General features: G+C 71.1%; 17 protein-coding genes. 15 read left to right on the plus strand and 2 right to left on the minus strand.

Annotation, left to right across the window (positions count from 1 at the left end):
• The first annotated feature begins 1 nt into the window (after position 1).
• From nuoF to nuoN, 9 genes are read left to right on the plus strand one after another with little or no spacing between them, the layout of a single operon-like run.
• Positions 2–1,354 (plus strand): NADH-quinone oxidoreductase subunit NuoF, encoded by a 1,353-nt coding sequence (gene nuoF, locus ACWGLC_RS11930; RefSeq protein WP_452100104.1) that lies wholly within the window; start codon positions 2–4, stop codon positions 1,352–1,354.
• Positions 1,351–3,819 carry an NADH-quinone oxidoreductase subunit G gene (locus tag ACWGLC_RS11935; protein ID WP_452100105.1) on the plus strand — a complete coding sequence of 823 codons (2,469 nt, stop codon included), beginning with the start codon at positions 1,351–1,353 and terminating at the stop codon, positions 3,817–3,819. The genes nuoF and ACWGLC_RS11935 overlap by 4 nt, the downstream gene beginning before the upstream one ends.
• On the plus strand, positions 3,816–5,189 hold the full coding sequence (gene nuoH / locus ACWGLC_RS11940; protein WP_452100106.1) for an NADH-quinone oxidoreductase subunit NuoH: 1,374 nt from the start codon (positions 3,816–3,818) through the stop codon (positions 5,187–5,189). The genes ACWGLC_RS11935 and nuoH overlap by 4 nt, the downstream gene beginning before the upstream one ends.
• A 1-nt stretch (position 5,190) precedes the next feature.
• Positions 5,191–5,739 (plus strand): NADH-quinone oxidoreductase subunit NuoI, encoded by a 549-nt coding sequence (nuoI, locus tag ACWGLC_RS11945; RefSeq protein ID WP_452100123.1) that lies wholly within the window; start codon positions 5,191–5,193, stop codon positions 5,737–5,739.
• The gene (locus tag ACWGLC_RS11950; RefSeq protein ID WP_452100107.1) at positions 5,739–6,545 is read left to right on the plus strand and encodes an NADH-quinone oxidoreductase subunit J; all 807 of its coding nucleotides are present in this window, start codon (positions 5,739–5,741) and stop codon (positions 6,543–6,545) included. Before nuoI ends, ACWGLC_RS11950 begins: the two co-directional genes overlap by 1 nt.
• Positions 6,542–6,841 (plus strand): NADH-quinone oxidoreductase subunit NuoK, encoded by a 300-nt coding sequence (gene nuoK / locus ACWGLC_RS11955; RefSeq protein WP_230931117.1) that lies wholly within the window; start codon positions 6,542–6,544, stop codon positions 6,839–6,841. Before ACWGLC_RS11950 ends, nuoK begins: the two co-directional genes overlap by 4 nt.
• Positions 6,842–6,854: 13 nt before the next feature.
• Positions 6,855–8,798 carry an NADH-quinone oxidoreductase subunit L gene (gene nuoL / locus ACWGLC_RS11960; protein ID WP_452100108.1) on the plus strand — a complete coding sequence of 648 codons (1,944 nt, stop codon included), beginning with the start codon at positions 6,855–6,857 and terminating at the stop codon, positions 8,796–8,798.
• Positions 8,795–10,342, plus strand: a complete 1,548-nt coding sequence (locus ACWGLC_RS11965; protein WP_452100109.1) for an NADH-quinone oxidoreductase subunit M — start codon at positions 8,795–8,797, stop codon at positions 10,340–10,342. The genes nuoL and ACWGLC_RS11965 overlap by 4 nt, the downstream gene beginning before the upstream one ends.
• Positions 10,339–12,057, plus strand: a complete 1,719-nt coding sequence (gene nuoN, locus ACWGLC_RS11970; RefSeq protein ID WP_452100110.1) for an NADH-quinone oxidoreductase subunit NuoN — start codon at positions 10,339–10,341, stop codon at positions 12,055–12,057. The genes ACWGLC_RS11965 and nuoN overlap by 4 nt, the downstream gene beginning before the upstream one ends.
• 255 nt (positions 12,058–12,312) lie before the next feature.
• On the opposite strand, the gene ACWGLC_RS11975 is transcribed toward nuoN, so the two are convergent.
• Positions 12,313–12,645 carry a 4a-hydroxytetrahydrobiopterin dehydratase gene (locus ACWGLC_RS11975; protein WP_452100111.1) on the minus strand — a complete coding sequence of 111 codons (333 nt, stop codon included), beginning with the start codon at positions 12,643–12,645 and terminating at the stop codon, positions 12,313–12,315.
• A 63-nt stretch (positions 12,646–12,708) separates the two neighbouring features.
• Here ACWGLC_RS11975 and ACWGLC_RS11980 point away from each other — a divergent pair, with 63 nt between their 5' ends.
• The 5 genes from ACWGLC_RS11980 to ACWGLC_RS12000 all read left to right on the plus strand — a co-directional run bounded on the left by ACWGLC_RS11980 (position 12,709) and on the right by ACWGLC_RS12000 (position 15,798).
• Positions 12,709–12,936: a hypothetical protein gene (locus tag ACWGLC_RS11980; protein WP_452100112.1), complete on the plus strand. Its 228-nt coding sequence runs from the start codon at positions 12,709–12,711 to the stop codon at positions 12,934–12,936.
• Positions 12,929–13,264 carry a type II toxin-antitoxin system PemK/MazF family toxin gene (locus ACWGLC_RS11985; protein ID WP_452100113.1) on the plus strand — a complete coding sequence of 112 codons (336 nt, stop codon included), beginning with the start codon at positions 12,929–12,931 and terminating at the stop codon, positions 13,262–13,264. The genes ACWGLC_RS11980 and ACWGLC_RS11985 overlap by 8 nt, the downstream gene beginning before the upstream one ends.
• Positions 13,265–13,443: 179 nt before the next feature.
• On the plus strand, positions 13,444–14,301 hold the full coding sequence (gene gluQRS / locus ACWGLC_RS11990; protein WP_452100124.1) for a tRNA glutamyl-Q(34) synthetase GluQRS: 858 nt from the start codon (positions 13,444–13,446) through the stop codon (positions 14,299–14,301).
• Between the two features lie 295 nt (positions 14,302–14,596).
• Positions 14,597–15,412 (plus strand): queuosine precursor transporter, encoded by an 816-nt coding sequence (locus tag ACWGLC_RS11995; protein WP_452100114.1) that lies wholly within the window; start codon positions 14,597–14,599, stop codon positions 15,410–15,412.
• Positions 15,413–15,444: 32 nt separating this feature from the next.
• On the plus strand, positions 15,445–15,798 hold the full coding sequence (locus tag ACWGLC_RS12000; RefSeq protein ID WP_452100115.1) for a CHY zinc finger protein: 354 nt from the start codon (positions 15,445–15,447) through the stop codon (positions 15,796–15,798).
• 271 nt (positions 15,799–16,069) lie between these two features.
• Here the strand turns inward: ACWGLC_RS12000 and tgt are convergent, their stop codons facing one another.
• Positions 16,070–17,356 (minus strand): tRNA guanosine(34) transglycosylase Tgt, encoded by a 1,287-nt coding sequence (tgt, locus tag ACWGLC_RS12005; RefSeq protein WP_452100116.1) that lies wholly within the window; start codon positions 17,354–17,356, stop codon positions 16,070–16,072.
• A gap of 170 nt (positions 17,357–17,526) precedes the next feature.
• On the opposite strand from tgt, the gene ACWGLC_RS12010 reads away from it, so the two are divergent.
• Complete coding sequence (locus tag ACWGLC_RS12010) at positions 17,527–18,144, plus strand: TetR/AcrR family transcriptional regulator (protein ID WP_452100117.1); 618 nt, start codon at positions 17,527–17,529, stop codon at positions 18,142–18,144.
• Positions 18,145–18,255: the final 111 nt, after the last annotated feature.

The raw sequence follows: 18,255 nt of genomic DNA on the forward strand, positions 1-18,255 counted from the left end.
CATGGCACTCGCGCCGTACCTCAGCCGCTACTGGGACGCCCCCTCCAGCTGGACGCTGGAGACCTATCTCGCGCACGACGGTTATACGGGCCTGCGCGCGGCGCTGGCCACCGACCCCGACGCGGTGACCTCCACCGTCCTCGATGCCGGACTGCGCGGGCGCGGTGGCGCCGGCTTCCCGACCGGGCGCAAGTGGAGCTTCATCCCGCAGCAGCCGGCCGACGGCCCCGCCGACCCCGACGGGCCGGCCGCCAAGCCCCACTACCTGGTGGTCAACGCCGACGAGTCCGAGCCCGGCACCTGCAAGGACATGCCGCTGATGCTGGCGACGCCGCACGTGTTGATCGAGGGCGTGATCATCGCCGCGTACGCGATCCGCGCCTCGCACGCGTTCATCTACCTGCGCGGCGAGGTGGTCCCGGTTCTGCGGCGGCTGCAGGCCGCGGTGGCCGAGGCGTACGAGGCCGGCTACCTCGGCGAGGACATCCTCGGCAGCGGGTTCGACCTGGAACTGGTCGTCCACGCCGGGGCCGGGGCCTACATCTGCGGCGAGGAGACCGCGCTGCTCGACTCGCTCGAGGGCAGGCGCGGCCAGCCCCGACTGCGGCCGCCTTTCCCCGCGGTCGAGGGCCTCTACGCCTGTCCCACCGTGGTGAACAACGTCGAGTCCATCGCGAGCGTGCCGTCGATCCTGCAGCACGGGCCCGAGTGGTTCCGGTCGATGGGCTCGGAGAAATCGCCCGGCTTCACCTTGTACTCGCTGTCGGGGCACGTCACCCGGCCCGGTCAGTACGAGGCGCCGCTGGGCATCACGCTGCGTGAGCTGCTGGAGCTGGCCGGCGGGATCCGCGAGGGACACACCCTCAAGTTCTGGACCCCGGGCGGCTCGTCGACCCCGATCCTCACCGACGCCCACCTGGACATGCCGCTGGACTACGAGGGCTGCGCGGCCGAGGGCACGATGCTCGGCACCAAGGCGCTGCAGATCTTCGACGACACCACGTGCGTCGTGCGGGCGGTGCTCCGGTGGTCCGAGTTCTACGCCCACGAGTCCTGCGGCAAGTGCACGCCCTGCCGCGAGGGCACCTACTGGCTCACGCAGATCATGCAGCGGCTCGAGGACGGCACCGCGAGGGAAGACGACATCGAGAGGCTGCTGGACATCTCCGACAACGTCTTCGGCAAGTCGTTCTGCGCCCTCGGCGACGCCGCGGCCACCCCGATCATGTCGTCCATCCGCCTGTTCCGCGACGAGTACCTGGCCCACATCCCCGGCGGCTGCCCGTTCGACCACCGTCGCTCCACCGTGTTCGCCGATCGCGCCACCGCCGGCGCCGGGGAGGTGCCCCGATGACCCCGCCCGCTGACGAGCAGGTCACGTTGACGATCGACGGCCGCGAGGTGTCGGTCCCCAAGGGCACGCTGATCATCCGGGCCGCCGAGCGGATGGGCGTGGAGATCCCCCGCTTCTGCGACCACCCGCTGCTCGAGCCCGCCGGGGCGTGCCGTCAGTGCATCGTCGAGGTGGAGGGCGCGCCGAAGCCGGTCACCTCGTGCACCACCCCGGTCACCCCGGACATGGTGGTGCGCACTCAGGCCACGTCCGAGGTCGCCGACAAGGCGCAGCGCGGCGTGATGGAGCTGTTGCTGATCAACCACCCGCTCGACTGCCCGGTCTGCGACAAGGGCGGCGAGTGTCCACTGCAGAACCAGGCCCTGTCCAGCGGGCACGCGCTGTCGCGGTTCACCGAGGTCAAGCGCACGTTCCCCAAGCCGCTGTCCCTGTCCTCGCAGGTGCTGCTCGACCGCGAGCGCTGCGTGATGTGCGCGCGCTGCACGCGCTTCTCCGAGCAGATCGCCGGCGATCCGCTCCTCGACCTGTTCGAGCGCGGCGCCCAGCAGCAGGTCGGCGTGTACGGCGAGGAGGGCTTCGAGTCCTACTTCTCCGGCAACACCGTCCAGATCTGCCCGGTCGGCGCCCTCACCGGCGCCGCCTACCGGTTCCGCGCCCGCCCCTTCGACCTGGTCTCCAGCCCGGCCGTGTGCGAGCACTGCGCGAGCGGCTGCGGCCAGCGCACCGACCACCGCCGCGGGAAGGTGCTCCGCCGCCTGGCCGGCAATGATCCCGAGGTCAACGAGGAGTGGAACTGCGACAAGGGCCGCTGGGCGTTCACCTACGCACGCGCTCGTGATCGCCTCACCACGCCGATGATCCGCGGCGAGGGCGGCGGCCTGGTGCCGGTGCCCTGGTCGACCGCGCTGGCGGTCGCCGCGGAGGGGCTCGCCGCGGCCCGCGGCCGGACGGGAGTGCTGGCCGGCGGGCGACTGACGGCCGAGGACGCCTACGCGTACGCCAAGTTCGCGCGGGCCGTCCTGAACACCAACGACATCGACTTCCGGGCCCGCCACCACAGCGCCGAGGAGGCTGATTTCCTCGCCGAGCGCGTGGTCGGCCGGGCGCCCGGTGGCGGCCCGCCGGCCGCGGTCACCTACTCCGATCTCGAGACGGCCCCGGTCGCCCTGCTCGTGGGTTTCGACCCGGAGGAGGAGTCGCCGATCGTTTTCCTGCGGCTGCGCCGCTGCGCCCGCGACCTCGGCCTGCCGGTGTTCGCTATCGCGCCCTTCGCCTCCCCGGCGGTGCTCAAGACCGATGCCACCCTGCTGCCGACCGTCCCCGGCGTCGAGCCACAGGTCCTCAACGCACTCGCCGCCGCCGAACCAGACCACGACGTGCTCTCCACCCTGCTGCGCCGGCCCGGCGCGGTGATCATGGTCGGCGAACGCCTCGGCGCGATCCCGGGCGGCCTGCCCGCCGCGGCCGCGCTCGCCGACGCCACCGGCGCCCGCCTGGCCTGGGTCCCCCGCCGCGCCGGCGAGCGCGGTGCCCTCGAAGCCGGGTGTCTGCCGGGCCTGCTGCCGGGAGGCCGGCCCGTGACCGACGCCGCCGCCCGCCACGCGCTCGCGGAGCTGTGGCGTTGCGACGAGCTGCCCACCGCTCCCGGCCGCGCCACCACCGAGCAGCTCGAGGCCGCCGCCGCGGGCGAACTCGACGCGCTGCTCATCGCGGGGGTCGAGGCCGCGGACCTGCCCGACCCGGCCGCCGCCCTCGCCGCCGTCGAGTCCGCCGGGTTCGTGGTGAGCATCGAGCTGCGCCGAAGCGAGATCACCGACCGCGCGGACGTGGTCCTGCCCATCGCGCCCACCGCCGAGAAGTCCGGCACCTACCTGACCTGGGAGGGCCGCCCGCGCCCGTTCGCCGCCGCGCTGACCGGCACCGATGCGATGCCCGATCTGCGTGTCCTCAATGCCCTCGCCGAGGAGACGGGCGCCTGGTTCGGCCTGCAGGACGTCGAGTCCGCACGCCGGGAGATGGCCGCCGTGCGCGAGGCCCTCAGCCCGGCATCCGCGCGCGCAGATGCACAGGCGCGCACCGATGCCTCGCAGCCGCACGCCGGCACCGCTCCAGAACGAGGGCAGGCCGTGCTGGCCACCTGGCGGATGCTCCTTGACGCCGGCCGCCTCCAGGACGGGGAGCCGCATCTGGCCGGAACCGCGCGCCGCCCGGTCGCGCGGATGTCGCCGGGCACCGCGGCCGAGATCGGGGCCGTCGACGACCAGCCGGTGACCGTCTCGACCGACCGCGGCGCGATCACCCTGCCGCTGGCCGTCACCGAGATGCCGGACCGCGTGGTGTGGCTGCCGCAGAACTCGCCGGGCTCGGCGGTGGGCGTCACGCTCGGGGCGGCCGCCGGCGACCTCGTGGACATCGCGGCCGGAGGCGACACGCCGGACGACACCGCCGGGGAGGGGGCGTCATGACCCGCCCGCACCTGCTCGCCGCGACCGGCTCGGAACTCGCGACGACGAGCGCCGACCTGACCGCGTTCGGCACGGACCCGTGGTGGCTCGTGCTGGTCAAGGTGCTCGGGGTGTTCGTGTTCCTGGTGGTGACCGTGCTCGCGGCGATCTACCTCGAGCGCAAGATCCTCGCCTGGATGCAGATGCGGATCGGCCCCAACCGCGTCGGCCCGTTCGGCATCCTGCAGAGCCTGGCCGACGGCGTGAAGATCGCCCTCAAGGAGGGGCTGATCCCCAAGGGCGTCGACAAGCCGATCTTCCTGCTCGCCCCGGTCATCGCGGTGATCCCGGCATTCATGGCGTTCGCCGTGATCCCCTTCGGACCGGAGGTCTCGATCCTCGGCCACCGGACCCCGCTCCAGCTCACCGACCTGCACGTGGGCGTGCTCTACATCCTCGCCGTGACCTCGATCGGCGTATACGGGATCGTGCTGGCCGGCTGGTCGTCCGGCTCCACGTACCCGCTGCTCGGCGGCCTGCGGTCCACGGCCCAGGTGATCAGCTACGAGATCGCCATGGCGCTGTCCTTCGTGGGCGTGTTCCTGTTCGCCGGCACCATGTCCACCTCGGGGATCGTCGACGCGCAGTCGCGGGTGTGGTTCGTGTTCCTGCTGCTGCCGTCGTTCTGCATCTACGTGATCTCGATGGTCGGCGAGACCAACCGCGCCCCCTTCGACCTGCCCGAGGCCGAGGGCGAGCTCGTGGGCGGCTTCCACACCGAGTACTCGTCGCTGCGGTTCGCGATGTTCATGCTCGCCGAGTACGTCAACATGACCACGGTCTCCGCCCTCGCCGCGACCCTGTTCCTGGGCGGCTGGCGGGCCCCGCTGCCGTTCTCCCTCCTCCCCGGCGCCGACTCCGGATGGTGGGCGCTGTTGTGGTTCGTCATCAAGGTGTGGGGCTTCCTGTTCGTGTTCATGTGGCTGCGCGCCACCCTCCCGCGCCTGCGCTACGACCAGTTCATGGCCTTCGGCTGGAAGGTGCTCATCCCCGTCTCCCTGGCCTGGGTGATGGTGGTGGCCGCCATCCGGGTAATCGTCGGCCCGGAGTCGGCGCTGCTGACCCCCGCCATGGTGATCGCGGGACTGGCCGCGGTGGCCGTCATCGTCGTCGTCAGGCGTGTCCTTTCCCGACGCGGCGCCGCGCACGACGGCCCCCGACCCGGCCCGGCCACCTCCGCCGTCGGCTCCGGCGCCTCCGACCCGTCCCCGTTCGACCCGACCTCATTCGACCCGGCCCCGTTCAACCCCACCGCCGGCGGCTTCCCCGTCCCCCCGCTCCCCCACCAGCGCTCCGCCACGCCGCCGACCAAGGAGGCCCGCCATGCCTGAGGTGCCCAGGTTCCTCGAGCCCCTCGCCGGGTTCGGGGTGACGTTCGGGACGATGTTCAAGCCCGCCCACACCGAGCAGTACCCCGAGGAGAAGGTGCCGGTCGCGCCCCGCTACCACGGGCGACACCAGCTCAACCGGTACGCCGACGGGCTCGAGAAGTGCATCGGCTGTGAGCTGTGCGCGTGGGCGTGCCCGGCGGATGCGATCTTCGTCGAGGGCGCGGACAACACCGCCGAAGAGCGCTACTCCCCCGGCGAGCGGTACGGACGGAACTACCAGATCAACTACCTGCGCTGCATCGGCTGCGGGCTGTGCGTCGAGGCGTGCCCGACCCGCGCGCTGACCATGACGAACGACTACGAGATGGCCGACGACAACCGCACCGACCTCATCTACACCAAGGACGACCTGCTCGCGCCGCTGCGCACCGGCATGGTCCCGGCGCCGCACGACCTGTACCCGGGCGCCGACCACGGCGACTACTACCGCGGCGAGATCACCGGCTCCGCGCCCGAGCAGGGCGAGCCGTACGACGGGGAGGCGAGCTGATGTCCGGCGGCGAGTCGGTGCTGTTCTGGGTCCTCGCGGTGATCGCGGTGGCCGGGGCGCTGGGCGTGGTCTCGGCGACCAAGGCCGTCTACTCGGCGCTGTGCCTGGCGGCGACCATGGTGTCGCTGGCGGTGATGTACATGGCGCAGGGTGCGGTGTTCCTGGGGGTGGGGCAGATCGTGGTCTACACGGGAGCGGTGATGATGCTGTTCCTGTTCGTGGTGATGCTCATCGGCGTGGAGTCCTCGGACTCGCTGGTCGAGCGGATCCGCGGGCACCGGGTCGCGGCGATCGTGGCGGGGCTCGGGTTCGGCATCCTGCTGGCCACCGGCCTGGCGCGGGCGCAGCTGGGGCCGTTCGCCGGCTTCGGGCCCGATCATCAGGACGTGCCCGCACTCGCCGAGCTGCTGTTCACGCGGCACGTGTGGGCGTTCGAGCTGACCGGCGTGCTGCTCATCATCGCCACTCTCGGCGCCATGGTGCTGGCGCACCGCGAGCGGTTCACCGGCCGGCTGACCCAGCGACAGCTGTCCGAGCAGCGGTTCCTCGACTGGCAGCGCGACGACTCCGCCCGCGTCACCCCGCTGCCCAGCCCGGGCGTGTACGCGCGGCGCAACGCCGCCGACCAGCCCGCCCGACTGCCCGACGGCTCCGACGCCCCCGACTCGGTCAGCGACGTGCTGCGCCGGCACAGCGATCGTGCGGCGGCCGGCGGCGAGCTGGAGTCCGGCGAGGCGGGCGGGTCCGGCGCCGGCGAGGCGGCCGGGCCCCGCGCGCGGGGCCGCCGAGGCGGTGCGCGGCGATGAGCCCCGAGTATTACCTCTACCTGTCCGCGATCCTGTTCACGATCGGCGCCGCCGGCTTCCTGCTGCGCCGCAACGCGATCGTGGTCTTCATGTGCATCGAGTTGATGCTCAACGCCACCAACCTCGCGCTGGTGACGTTCGCGCGGATGCACGGCGACGTCACGGGCCAGGTCATCGCGTTCTTCGTCATGGTGGTCGCCGCCGCGGAGGTCGTGATCGGGCTGGCGATCATCATGTCCATCTACCGTTCGCGCAGGTCGGCGTCGGTCGACGACGCCGACCTACTGAGGTACTAGGGGGACGACGACGATGACATCCACCGCCCTCGCGCACACCCTCGCGCCGGCCGTCGCCGACCCCGCCCTCTGGCTCGTCCCCGCATTGCCCCTGCTCGGCGCGGTACTCCTGCTGCTGATCGGGCGACGCGCGAACGCATGGGGGCATCTGCTCGCGTGCGCGGTCGCGCTGGCCGCCTTCGCGGTGGCGCTGTGGCAGTTCGTCGAGATGACCGGCCGCGGTGCCGGCGAGCGGGCCGCCACCCAGACCCTGTTCACGTGGATCTCCGTGGGCGAGCTGCACGTGGACTTCGGGCTGCGGCTGGACCAGCTGTCGATGGTGTTCGTGCTGCTCATCACCGGTGTGGGCCTGCTGATCCACATCTATTCGATCGGCTACATGGCCACCGATCCCGCGCGGCGTAAGTTCTTCGCCTACCTCAACCTGTTCCTCGCGGCGATGCTGCTGCTGGTCATGGCGGACAACTTTCTCGTCCTGTACCTGGGCTGGGAGGGCGTGGGCCTGGTCTCGTACCTGCTCATCGGGTTCTGGCAGCACAAGCCCTCCGCCGCGACCGCGGCCAAGAAGGCGTTCCTCGTCAACCGCGTCGGCGACATCGGACTGGCCATCGCGCTGTTCGTCATGGTCACCCAGCTGGGCACGCTGAGCTACGAGGGCGTGTTCGCGGCCGTCGACGGGCCGGCCAGCACAGTCCTGGTCACGGCGCTCGGGCTGCTATTGCTGGTGGGTGCGTGCGCCAAGTCGGCACAGGTGCCGCTGCAGTCCTGGCTCGGCGACGCGATGGAGGGCCCCACCCCGGTCTCTGCGCTCATCCACGCAGCGACCATGGTCACCGCGGGCGTCTACCTCATCACCCGCGCGAACCCGATCTTCGACGCCGCCCCCACGGCCCGGACCGCGGTGATCGTCGTGGGCGCGGTGACGCTGCTGTTCGGCGCGATCGTCGGCTGCGCGAAGGACGACATCAAGAAGGTGCTGGCCGCCTCCACCATGAGCCAGGTCGGCTACATGGTCATGGCGGCCGGCTTCGGCCCCGCCGGGTACGCGCTGGCGATCATGCACCTGCTAACCCACGGTTTCTTCAAGGCCGGGCTGTTCCTCGGCGCCGGCTCGGTGATGCACGGGCTCGACGACGAAGTGGACATGCGCCGCTACGGGGCCCTGCGCGCGGTCATGCCCATCACCTTCGTCACATTCGGCCTGGGGTACCTGGCGATCATCGGCGTCCCGCCGTTCGCCGGCTTCTACTCGAAGGAGGGCATCATCTCTGCCGCGTTCGACCTGGGCAGCACGGCGGGGGCGGGCTCGGTCGGCGGCTACCTGCTCGGGGCGCTCGCGCTGCTCGGCGCCGGACTGACCGCCTTTTACATGACCCGCGTGATGATCCTGACCTTCTTCGGTCCCAAGCGCTGGCACACGGAGGCCCACCCACACGAGTCGCCGCCGGTGATGACCGGGCCGATGATCGTGATCGCGATCGGCTCGGTGCTCGCGGGGTTGGTGCTCGCCATCGGCGGCCGCCTGCAGGACTGGCTGGCCCCCGTTGTGGGCGAACACCACGCCGCGCACGTCCTGCCGGTGTGGCTGGTCACCACGCTGTCGCTGGTCGTGGTGGCCCTGGGTGTGGCGGTGGCGGTCGTTCTCTACGGCCGCAGAGCCGTCCCGGTGACCGCGCCCGAGGGCTCCGCGCTCACCCGGGCCGCCCGGCGCGACCTCTACGCCGACGACCTCAACGAGTCGCTGTTCATGCGGCCCGGCCAGGCGGTCGTGGCCGGCACGGCCGTCGTCGATCGCACCGTTGTCGCGGGCGCGGCCACCGGGGTCGCGGCGGCCGTCGGGGACGCCTCCGCCCGCGGGCGCCTCCTGCAATCCGGACTCACCCGGACCTACGCCCTGTACATGCTGGCGGGCGCCGGCCTGGTGATCGCGGCCATGCTCGTGGGAGGTACCCTGTGACCGGCCCCGGACTGCTCACCGCCCTGTGGCTGACGCCCCTGATCGGCGCCATTGTCGTCGTCGTTCTGCCCCGGGGAGCGACACGCGCGGCGAGGCCCCTCGCCCTGCTCGCCTCCCTCATCGCACTCGGCCTGGCGGTCGCCGTGGCGGTCGGCTTCTCACCCGGCGGCGAGCGCTACCAGTTCGTCGAGTCCCGGCCGTGGATCTCCGCGTTCGGCGCCACCTACTCGCTCGGCGTGGACGGCGTGGCACTGGTCATGGTGCTGCTCGCGACCGCGCTCATGCCGCTGCTCCTGCTCGCCGGGTGGCGCGACGCCGGCGGGCCCGACAGTCGGCGCGCGCAGGCCTACCCCGCGCTCATGCTGGCCACGCAGGCACTCGCGCTCGTGACGTTCCTCAGCCTCGACGTATTGCTGTTCTACGTGGCGTTCGAGGCCATGCTCATCCCGCTGTACTTCCTCATCGGCATGTTCGGCGGCGGCTCGGACGACGGGGCGGAGCGGGCGCGCGCGGCGGTGCGGTTCCTCATCTACAACCTGCTCGGCGGGCTGGTCATGCTGGCCGCGGTGATCACGCTGTATATGTACACCTCGTGGTCCGGGATCGGACCCGACGGGGGCGGCACGTTCGACTACCGGCTCATCACCGCCGCCGTGGCCGACGGCAGCCTCTCGATCCCGCCCGGTGCGATGCTGTGGCTGTTCGCCGGGTTCACGCTCGCGTTCGCGATCAAGGCGCCGCTGTGGCCCTTCCACACCTGGCTGCCCGGCGCCGCGGTGGCCGCCACGCCCGCCTCGGCGGTGCTCATGATGGCGGTGATCGACAAGGTCGGCACCTTCGCCCTGCTGCGTTACAGCCTCCCGCTGTTCCCCGAGGCCGCGCGGACCGCGGCACCCGTGCTCATCACGCTCGCGGTGATCAGCATCATCTACGGCGGACTCATGGCGATCGCCCAGACCGACCTGCTGCGGCTCATCGCGTACGCGTCGATCTCGCACTTCGGGTTCATCGTGCTGGGCATCTTCGCCGGGACCGAGCAGGCCGCCGCCGGGTCGACGCTCTACATGGTCAACCACGGGCTGGCCACGGCCACGCTGTTCCTCGTGAGCGGGTTCCTCGTGCGGCGGCACCGGATGCGCGAGATCGCCTACTACGGCGGCTTGCAGCAGGTGGCGCCCGTGCTGGCCGGGGTATTCCTCATCGCCGGGCTGGCCACGCTGTCGCTACCGGGGCTCGCGCCGTTCATCAGCGAGTTCCTGGTGTTCGTCGGCACGTTCGGTCCGTACCCCGTGGCCGCCGTGCTCGCCACCGCGACCTTCGTCCTGGCCGCGGTCTACATCCTGTGGACCTACCAGCGCGTGATGGGTGGGCCCGTTGCGCCGGGGCTCGAGTCGACCCGCGACCTGAGCGTCCGCGAACGGGTGGTGCTGGCGCCGCTCGTGGTGGCACTGGTCGCGCTGGGCTTCTACCCGCAGCCCGCGCTGGACGTGATCGATCCGGCGGTCGCCGCGACCGTCGCCCACGTGGAAGGTGCCGCCCGATGACCCCGGACATCGACTACCAGGCCGTCCTGCCCCTGCTCATCGTGCTGGGCACGGCGATCGTCTCGGTGCTCGTCGAGGCGTTCGTGCCGGCACGGGCCCGGTACGTCACCCAGCTGGCGCTGTACCTCGGCGGGCTCGCCGTCTCGCTGGTCGCGGTGCTGCTGCTCGCCGGCACGCAGGTCGTCACCGCCGAGGGCGCCGTGGCCGTCGACGGGCCGGCGCTGTTCCTGCAGGGTGCGACCGTGGTGGTGGCTCTCGGTGCCGGGCTGCTCATCAGCGAACGCGGCCGGGCCGGTGTGGCGACCGCTTCCGGACGGGTGGGCGCGGGCGCGGTGTCGGCGTTGTCGTCGTCATCGTCTCCCGGAACACGCGCGGGCACCTCCCGCGGGCCCGTCCTCGCCGGCTTCGCGCCCCAGGCCGCGCTGGCGCCGGGCGGCGACAACGAACGGGCCGCCGAGCGCGCCGGCGTCACCCAGACCGAGGTGTTCCCGCTGGTGCTGTTCGCCACCGGCGGCCTCATGCTGTTCCCCGCCGCGAACGATCTGATCACGCTGTTCATCGCGTTGGAGGTGTTGTCGCTGCCGCTGTATGTGCTGTGCGGGATGGCCCGACGACGACGACTTCTCTCGCAGGAGGCGGCGCTCAAGTACTTCCTGCTCGGGGCGTTCTCGTCGGCGATCTTCGCCTACGGCATCGCCATGATGTACGGCTATGCGGGGACCGTCGACTTCGACGGGATCGCCGCCACCGTGCGGGCCGAGGGCGGCAGCACCCTGGCGCTGATCGGGGTGGCGCTGATGTCGGTGGGGCTGCTGTTCAAGGTCGGCGCCGCGCCGTTCCACAACTGGACCCCGGACGTGTACCAGGGGGCGCCGATCTCGATCACCGCCTTCATGGCCGCAGGGACCAAACTGGCCGCGTTCGGGGCGATCCTGCGGTTCTTCTACGTGGCCGTGCCCGGGCTCGAGTCGCAGTGGGTGCCCGTGCTGTGGGCCGTGGCCGCGCTGACGATGGTCGTGGGCACCGTGGTGGGCGTGACGCAGAACGACGTCAAGCGGCTGCTCGCGTACTCGTCGGTGGCGCACGCCGGCTTCCTGCTTACGGGGATGGTCGGCGCGCCGGCCGCCGGGACTACGGCGCTGCTGTTCTACCTCGCGGTGTACGCGGTGAGCACGGTGGGGGTGTTCGCGGTGGCCGGGTTGGTCCGCGATCCCGAGGGCGCCGAGATCACCGACCTGCGCTCGTGGGCGGGGCTCGGGAGGCGGCAGCCGGCGATCGCGGGGGCGTTCGCGGTGCTCCTGCTGGCGCTCGCCGGAATCCCGCTGACCAGCGGCTTCATCGCCAAGTTCGCGGTGTTCTCCGCCGCGGTCGACGCCGGCGCGGTGTGGCTCGTGCTGATCGGTGTGCTCTCCAGCGCGATCGCGGCGTCGTTCTACGTGCGCGTGATCGTGGTGATGTTCTTCCGCGAGACGCCTGGTGGGGCGGGTGCGGGGGCTCCCGCGGGCGCGGGGGCCGCGCAGGCGTACTCGGGCGCGGCGGCCGCGCACGGGGATGTGGACGCGGCGGCGGGGTCTCCCGACGTGGCGTTCGCGCAGCGGCCGGCCACCCTCGCGGTGGTGGGTGTGTCGGTGGCGGTCACGCTGGTGCTCGGGGGCGTCCCGCAGCCGCTGTTGGACCTCGCCGGCGCGGCCTCGGCGTTCGCGTTCGCCGGCTGACCGGACCGCCGGCTGTGCGGACCGCCGGCTGACCGGACCGCCGATCGTCGAGTGGTCTGACCCCTTCACGTTTTCCCAAGACACCCGCTGCCGAACCCCGCATCTGCGACCACTCGACGAAACCTCGAGCCCGGTGAGCAGGCGGCGGCGCAATCTAGGGCACGGTGAGCAGCCGGCGGCGGCCTCTGCCAACGGCCAGGGCGGGGCGAGTCGGGGACTCAGGCGTCGTCGACGCCCGGCGGGCGGAGCGGGCGCTCAGACGTCGTCGATGCCCAGCGGGGTCGCGTCGAACTCTCCCGACAGCGCCGACACCGCGCGTGCGAGCCGCAGGTCCCGCTGGGTGACGCCATCCACGTCGTGGCTGCGCAGGTCCAGGGTCACCTCGTCGTAGCTCCACAGCAGGTCAGGGTGGTGGTTCTGGCCGTTCGCCGCCTGCCCGATGGCGGAAACCAGGTCGATCGCGGCCTGCGGCGACTCGCATACCGCGGTGTAGGTCAGGGACCCCTCCGAGAACGCCCAGCCGGGAAGATCGGCGAGACCTTCCTCGATCTGCTCCTCGGTCAGGCGGGTGTTGTCGTCTGCGCTCATGCCGCCCAGTCTGACAGTTCGCCGCACCCCGCGCTGACCGACCCGCGAAGGTATACTCCGGGTATGACTCATACGACGATCAAGGTCAGTCGTGAGCTGCGTGACGTTCTCAAGCATCAGGCGGCCGCCGAGCACCGCACGCTGGGCGAGCATCTGGCCTATCTCGCTTCGCTCGTCGAGAAACAGCAGCGGTTCGACCGGCTTCGTGCCGAGATCGATGCATCAGATCCGGCCGATCTGGCCTCCTATCGCGAGGAGACCGACTGGTGGGATTCCGTGCAGGATGCCTGATCCCGAACCCGGCGACGTCGTGTGGGTGACCCTCGACCCCACCGTGGGCCGAGAGCAGAGCGGCCGACGGCCCGCCATGGTGGTGTCCTCCCGCGGGCACCTCTCGATCGCTGACACCCTCGTGATCGTCGTCCCGGTGACGTCGGTTGACCGCAAGTGGTCGAACCACGTGCGACTCCGGGGCGATGTGCCCCCTCGCGGATCGTGGGCCATGACCGAGCAGGTGCGCACCATCTCCCGCCGACGTGTAGTGGGCCGCGCCGGCCGGGTGGACTCATCGACGCTGATCGAGATCCGCCGGTGGCTCACCGATTTCATCGACGACTGACAGTGCACCGGAGCCGGATCGTGTCGTCGGACCACCCCGCCTACGCTGAAATGGTGACCGCACCGACCGCCCCGTCCAGCCCGCGCCTCCCCTCGCCGAGCAGTGACGCCCGGCCCGCGGACACCGTCCGCCCACGAACGACCGGCGCCGGCCGTTACGCCCCCAGCCCGTCGGGCGACCTGCACCTCGGAAACCTGCGCACGGCGGTCATCGCCTGGCTGCTCGCGCGCGACTCGGGCCGGGCGTTCCGGATGCGGGTCGACGACCTCGACACCGCCCGTGCCCGCCCCGGCGTCGCCGAGCGTCAGCTGGCCGACCTCGCCGCGATCGGCATCGACTGGGACGGCGACATCATGTGGGAGTCCGAGCGCTTCCCCGCCTACGCCGCCGCAGCCGACCGGCTCGCCGACCACGGCCTGGTCTACGAGTGCTACTGCTCCCGCCGCGAGATCGCCGAGGCCGCGCGCGCCCCGCACTCCCCGCCGGGTTCCTACCCGGGCACCTGCCGCGACCTTCCCGAATCCGAACGTGCCCGCCGCCGCGCCGCCCTCGGCCCGGGGCGGGTCCCCGCATTGAGGCTCCGGGCCGAGCTCACCGAGCTGACGATCACCGATCGGGTCCACGGCATCTATACAGGTGTTGTGGATGACGTGGTCCTGCGCCGGGGCGACGGCGTGTGGGCGTACAACCTCGCCGTCGTCGTCGACGATGCCGCGCAGGGCGTGGACCAGGTCGTCCGCGGCGAGGACCTCCTGCCCTCCACGCCGCGCCAGGCCTACCTCGCCGACCTGCTCGGCCTCGCGCGCCCCGAGTACGTGCACGTGCCGCTCGCGGTGAACGCGGCCGGGGAGCGGCTCGCCAAGCGGGACGGCGCGGTGACGTTGGCCGACCTCGCCGAGGCGGGGACGACGACGAGGGCCGCCGTCGCCCGCATCGTGGCCTCGCTGGGTGGGCCCGAGGGCTCGGACTCGATCCACGACCTTCGGGGCCGGGTCACTTTCGCGGCCCTGCGATCCGGGCCCTGGGTGTTCGGCTGACCGGCGGGCCGATCGTCGGCTGGTCGCTGGCCGATCGCCGGCTCTGTCCCACGCGACCACGCCCCGCCCACCCGCACACCCCGGTTGCAAGACACCGCCATGCAGTTGCCAGACAAAATGTGCGTTCCAAGGGCGAGAAAACGCACCGGATGTCTTGCGACCGGAGGGGCGTGTCTTGCAACCGAGGGTGCAGGGTGGTGGCCGGGCGAGGCCGGGCGATGGCCGGGTGAACTCGATCGGCTGGGCGGGCCGCGAATTCGCCACGCACAGACCTCGGCGCGGATAATCGACGCCCGTGACCACTTCATCGCAGAAGAATTCAGATCCGCTCGGGACTGGGCGGCCGGACGGGAACACTTCCGAGCCGGCGCGCAGCACCCCCTCCGCCCGCGACCGGGCCGTGTTCGCCGCGGTCGCCAGCCCCTACTACGGCTACCTCATCGCCCTGTTCGTCGGCGTGATGCTCATCAGCAACGTCGCCGGTACCAAGGGCGTCCTCCTCTTCCCGGACCTGGGCTTCGAGCTCGGTTTCCTCTCGCTCGACGGGTTCGTCACCGACGGCGCCTTCCTGCTCTTCCCGCTGGCCTACGTGCTGGGCGACGTGATCAGCGAGGTCTACGGCTTCCGCGCGATGCGCCGCGTCGTGATCTCAGGGTTCGCCGTGCTCGCCCTGGCCGCGCTGACGTTCACCATCACCACGCAGCTGCCGCCGGCCCCGTTCTACGAGAACCAGGACGCGTTCGAGGCGGTGGCCGGCGTCGTGCCGCAGTTCTTCCTCGCGGGCCTGGCCGGCTACGTGGTGGGCGAGCTGCTCAACTCGTACGTGCTGGTGTGGATGAAGCGTCGCACCGGCGAGAAGAGCCTGTGGGCGCGGCTGCTCGGCTCGACCGTGGTGGGCCAGCTCGCGGACACGCTGGTGTTCTGCACGATCGCTGCGCCCGCGCTGGGCATGGTGCTCGGTTCGGGCGACTACTGGAACTACGTGGTGATCGGCTTCGTCTGGAAGACGCTGGTCGAGGCTGTCCTGCTGCCGGTGACGTACCTGGTGATCGGCTGGATCAAGAAGCGCGAGCCCACCTACCAGGCGGCCCTCGCGGACTCGACGGTCTGACCGTTGGCGACCGCGCTGGCAGACTCGGTGGCATGATCTCGCGCGACCACCCTGGCGGCGGGCGCGGTGTGCCCGCCGTCAGGGTGCTGGGCCCGACCGTCGACGACCAGACCCGATGCGTGCACTACGCGGGCCCGCTGGATGTCATCGCGATCCGCTTCCACTGCTGCGGCGAGTTCTATCCGTGTTTCCGCTGCCACGCCGAGACCGTCGACCACCCGGTCTCGGCGTGGCCGAAGGCCGAGTTCGACACCCGCGCGATCCTGTGCGGCGTCTGCCGCACCACGCTCTCGATCAGCGACTACCTCGAGGCCGACGCCTGCCCGTCGTGCGAGTCGCCGTTCAACCCGGGATGCTCGCTGCACCACTCGATCTACTTCGAGTAGCGGCCCCTGCCCCATCACCTCGTCGAGTGGTCGCAGATCCGGCAGATCCCGAAGGCTCCTCTGGGCGAATGCGAGGGGGTGAGACCACTCGACGGCGCGCCGCCTGGGAGACCCCGCGCTCCGGCGCCTTCCGGCAACCTGGCTACCACTTTGCTCAACATCGACTCCTGAAGAGAATCAATCCCTCGCGAGCGCCGCGTTGATGGCTTCGATCCGCTCCTCCGACAACATGCCTTCAGCCTCCCACGAGTCGGCAACCCCAGCCGGGCCGTCACCGCTTCTGCGCGTAGTACCGCCCCGTGAACTCCGTCTTGTAGGCGAGGTACTCGTCGGGCCCGGCGGCCATCGCGGCGCGCACGTCGTCGACGAGCCGCACCACGAACGCAAGATTGTGCAGGGTCAGCAGGGTCTGACCGAGGAACTCCTTGGCCTTGAACAGGTGGTGGATGTAAGCACGCGAGTACTCCCGCGAGACCTCGGAGAAGCCGCCCGGGTCGAGGGGCGAGTGGTCGTGGCGGAACTGCGCCCGCGTCATGTTGACGCGCCCGTCCAGCGTGTAGATACCGCCGTGCCGCGCGAGCCGGGTCGGCGCCACGCAGTCGAAGGTGTCGGCGCCGTTCTCCACCGCGGTGAAGATGTCGTCGGGCTCGCTGATCCCCAGAAGGTGCCGCGGCCGGTCCTCGGGCAACTCCTCGGTACACCAGCCCACGATCGTGCCGAGGTTCTCCTTCTCCAGTGCCCCGCCGATCCCGTAGCCGCCGAACCCACGCCGCCCCTCGGACTCGGCGCGGTCGCTCATCTCGACGAGACCCCGCACGGCCTGCCGCCGCAGGTCCTCGAACTGGGCACCCTGCACGACACCCCACAGCGACTGCCCCGGCCGGTGCGTGCGTTCCAGCGACAACCGCTCGTGCTCATCGAGGCACCGCTGCGCCCAGCGCCGGGTCCGCTCCACCGAGCTCTCCTGGTACTTGCGCGTGTTCATCAGCGTGGTGAGCTCGTCGAACGCGAACAGGATGTCGGCGCCGAGCCCGTGCTGGATCTGCATGGACACCTCCGGCGAGAAGCGGTGCCGGGAGCCGTCGAGGTGGGAGGTGAAGGTGACGCCGTCCTCGTCGACCTTCGCCAGCCGCCCCTGCCCCTTGTTCGTCGCGGAGTCGTCGGGCTTGGTCGCGGCGCCGGCGGACATCTCGATCACCTTCTTGAACCCCACGCCCAGGCTCATCACCTGGAAGCCACCGGAGTCGGTGTACGTGGGCCCGGGCCAGCGCATGAACTCGCCCAGGCCGCCGGCGGCGTCGAGCACGTCGTGGCCGGGCTGGAGATACAGGTGGTAGGCGTTGGCGAGCACGGCCTGCGCGCCGGTCGAGCGGATCTGTTCAGGAGTCAGCGTCTTGACGGTGGCCTTGGTGCCGACGGGGATGAACGCCGGCGTGGCGATGTCCCCGTGCGGGGTGCGGATGACGCCCGTCCGCCCGCCGGCGGTGCCGTCGAGAACCATCCGCTCGCCCACGTCGAAGGTGGTGGGGCGGGTCGAGGAGGGCGCGTGGTCCGACATGCGTCCATCGTGGCACGTCGGGCGGGGCGCAACGGCCGTGCCCCTAGGATGACCGGTGGTGTCCGGACCCCGAAAACGCGAAGGTGGGAACCGAGGCGCTGGAATCGACGACCAGCGAGATAGCCAGGACGACTGCGAGAACGACGACGAAGACGACGACAAGGTGGCCGATGACCTCAGTAGGGAGCCGGAGACTCTCTCGGCAGGAACGCAGAGCCCAGCTGGTCGGGTTCGGGATCCGGCTGCTGGAGACCACGCCCTTCCATGCTCTGTCACTGGACGACGTGGCCGAGCGCGCCGGCGTCTCCCGCAGTCTGATGTTCCATTACTTCCCCACTAAACTGGACTACCTCACCGAGGTCGTCAGGTCGGCGGCCGATCATGTGCTGTCGCTGACCGAGGTTCCCGAGGGGACGCACGCGGACGGCGGCACCCGGGCGATCATCACCGCGCTGGTGCGCTTCATCCAGCGGCGCCGCGACAACTACGTGGCGGTCCTGCGGTCGGGTCGGTCTGTCGATCCGGCGCTGGAGCGGGTCGTCAACAGCATGCATCGCACCATCTGCCTGCGAATCCTCGCGAGCGTCGGCGTTGCCGACCCCCAGCCGATGACGCTGGTGCTCACCCGCGCCTGGCTGGCCGGGATCGAGGAGCTCGCGCTGCTGGGCGAGGAGTCGGGGCAGCCGCAGGAGTCGATCATCGATTCGGCGCTCACCACGCTGTTCGCTGTGGCGACGCTGCCGGACTTCGCCGATCCCGTCGCGACCGGGGCTCGCCCGACCCACTGATCGCCCCCAGCCCACCCCGGCCTCATCGAGAAGAGCCTTTCCCCCGTATCCGTCGAGGCGGTCTCAGGGAGCCAGCGCAACACCGTTGATGAGTTCGTTCATCTTGACATG

The organism is Dietzia sp. NPDC055877 (genome assembly GCF_053615975.1).

What these genes read in the sequence shown, in the direction of transcription:
- nuoF (WP_452100104.1), top strand. Translation starts at nt 2, where the DNA reads ATGGCACTCGCGCCGTACCTCAGCCGCTACTGGGACGCCCCCTCCAGC.
- ACWGLC_RS11935 (WP_452100105.1), top strand. Translation starts at nt 1,351, where the DNA reads ATGACCCCGCCCGCTGACGAGCAGGTCACGTTGACGATCGACGGCCGC.
- nuoH (WP_452100106.1), top strand. Translation starts at nt 3,816, where the DNA reads ATGACCCGCCCGCACCTGCTCGCCGCGACCGGCTCGGAACTCGCGACG.
- ACWGLC_RS11950 (WP_452100107.1), top strand. Translation starts at nt 5,739, where the DNA reads ATGTCCGGCGGCGAGTCGGTGCTGTTCTGGGTCCTCGCGGTGATCGCG.
- nuoK (WP_230931117.1), top strand. Translation starts at nt 6,542, where the DNA reads ATGAGCCCCGAGTATTACCTCTACCTGTCCGCGATCCTGTTCACGATC.
- nuoL (WP_452100108.1), top strand. Translation starts at nt 6,855, where the DNA reads ATGACATCCACCGCCCTCGCGCACACCCTCGCGCCGGCCGTCGCCGAC.
- nuoN (WP_452100110.1), top strand. Translation starts at nt 10,339, where the DNA reads ATGACCCCGGACATCGACTACCAGGCCGTCCTGCCCCTGCTCATCGTG.
- ACWGLC_RS11975 (WP_452100111.1), bottom strand. Translation starts at nt 12,645, where the DNA reads ATGAGCGCAGACGACAACACCCGCCTGACCGAGGAGCAGATCGAGGAA.
- ACWGLC_RS11980 (WP_452100112.1), top strand. Translation starts at nt 12,709, where the DNA reads ATGACTCATACGACGATCAAGGTCAGTCGTGAGCTGCGTGACGTTCTC.
- ACWGLC_RS11985 (WP_452100113.1), top strand. Translation starts at nt 12,929, where the DNA reads ATGCCTGATCCCGAACCCGGCGACGTCGTGTGGGTGACCCTCGACCCC.
- ACWGLC_RS12000 (WP_452100115.1), top strand. Translation starts at nt 15,445, where the DNA reads ATGATCTCGCGCGACCACCCTGGCGGCGGGCGCGGTGTGCCCGCCGTC.
- tgt (WP_452100116.1), bottom strand. Translation starts at nt 17,356, where the DNA reads ATGTCGGACCACGCGCCCTCCTCGACCCGCCCCACCACCTTCGACGTG.
- ACWGLC_RS12010 (WP_452100117.1), top strand. Translation starts at nt 17,527, where the DNA reads ATGACCTCAGTAGGGAGCCGGAGACTCTCTCGGCAGGAACGCAGAGCC.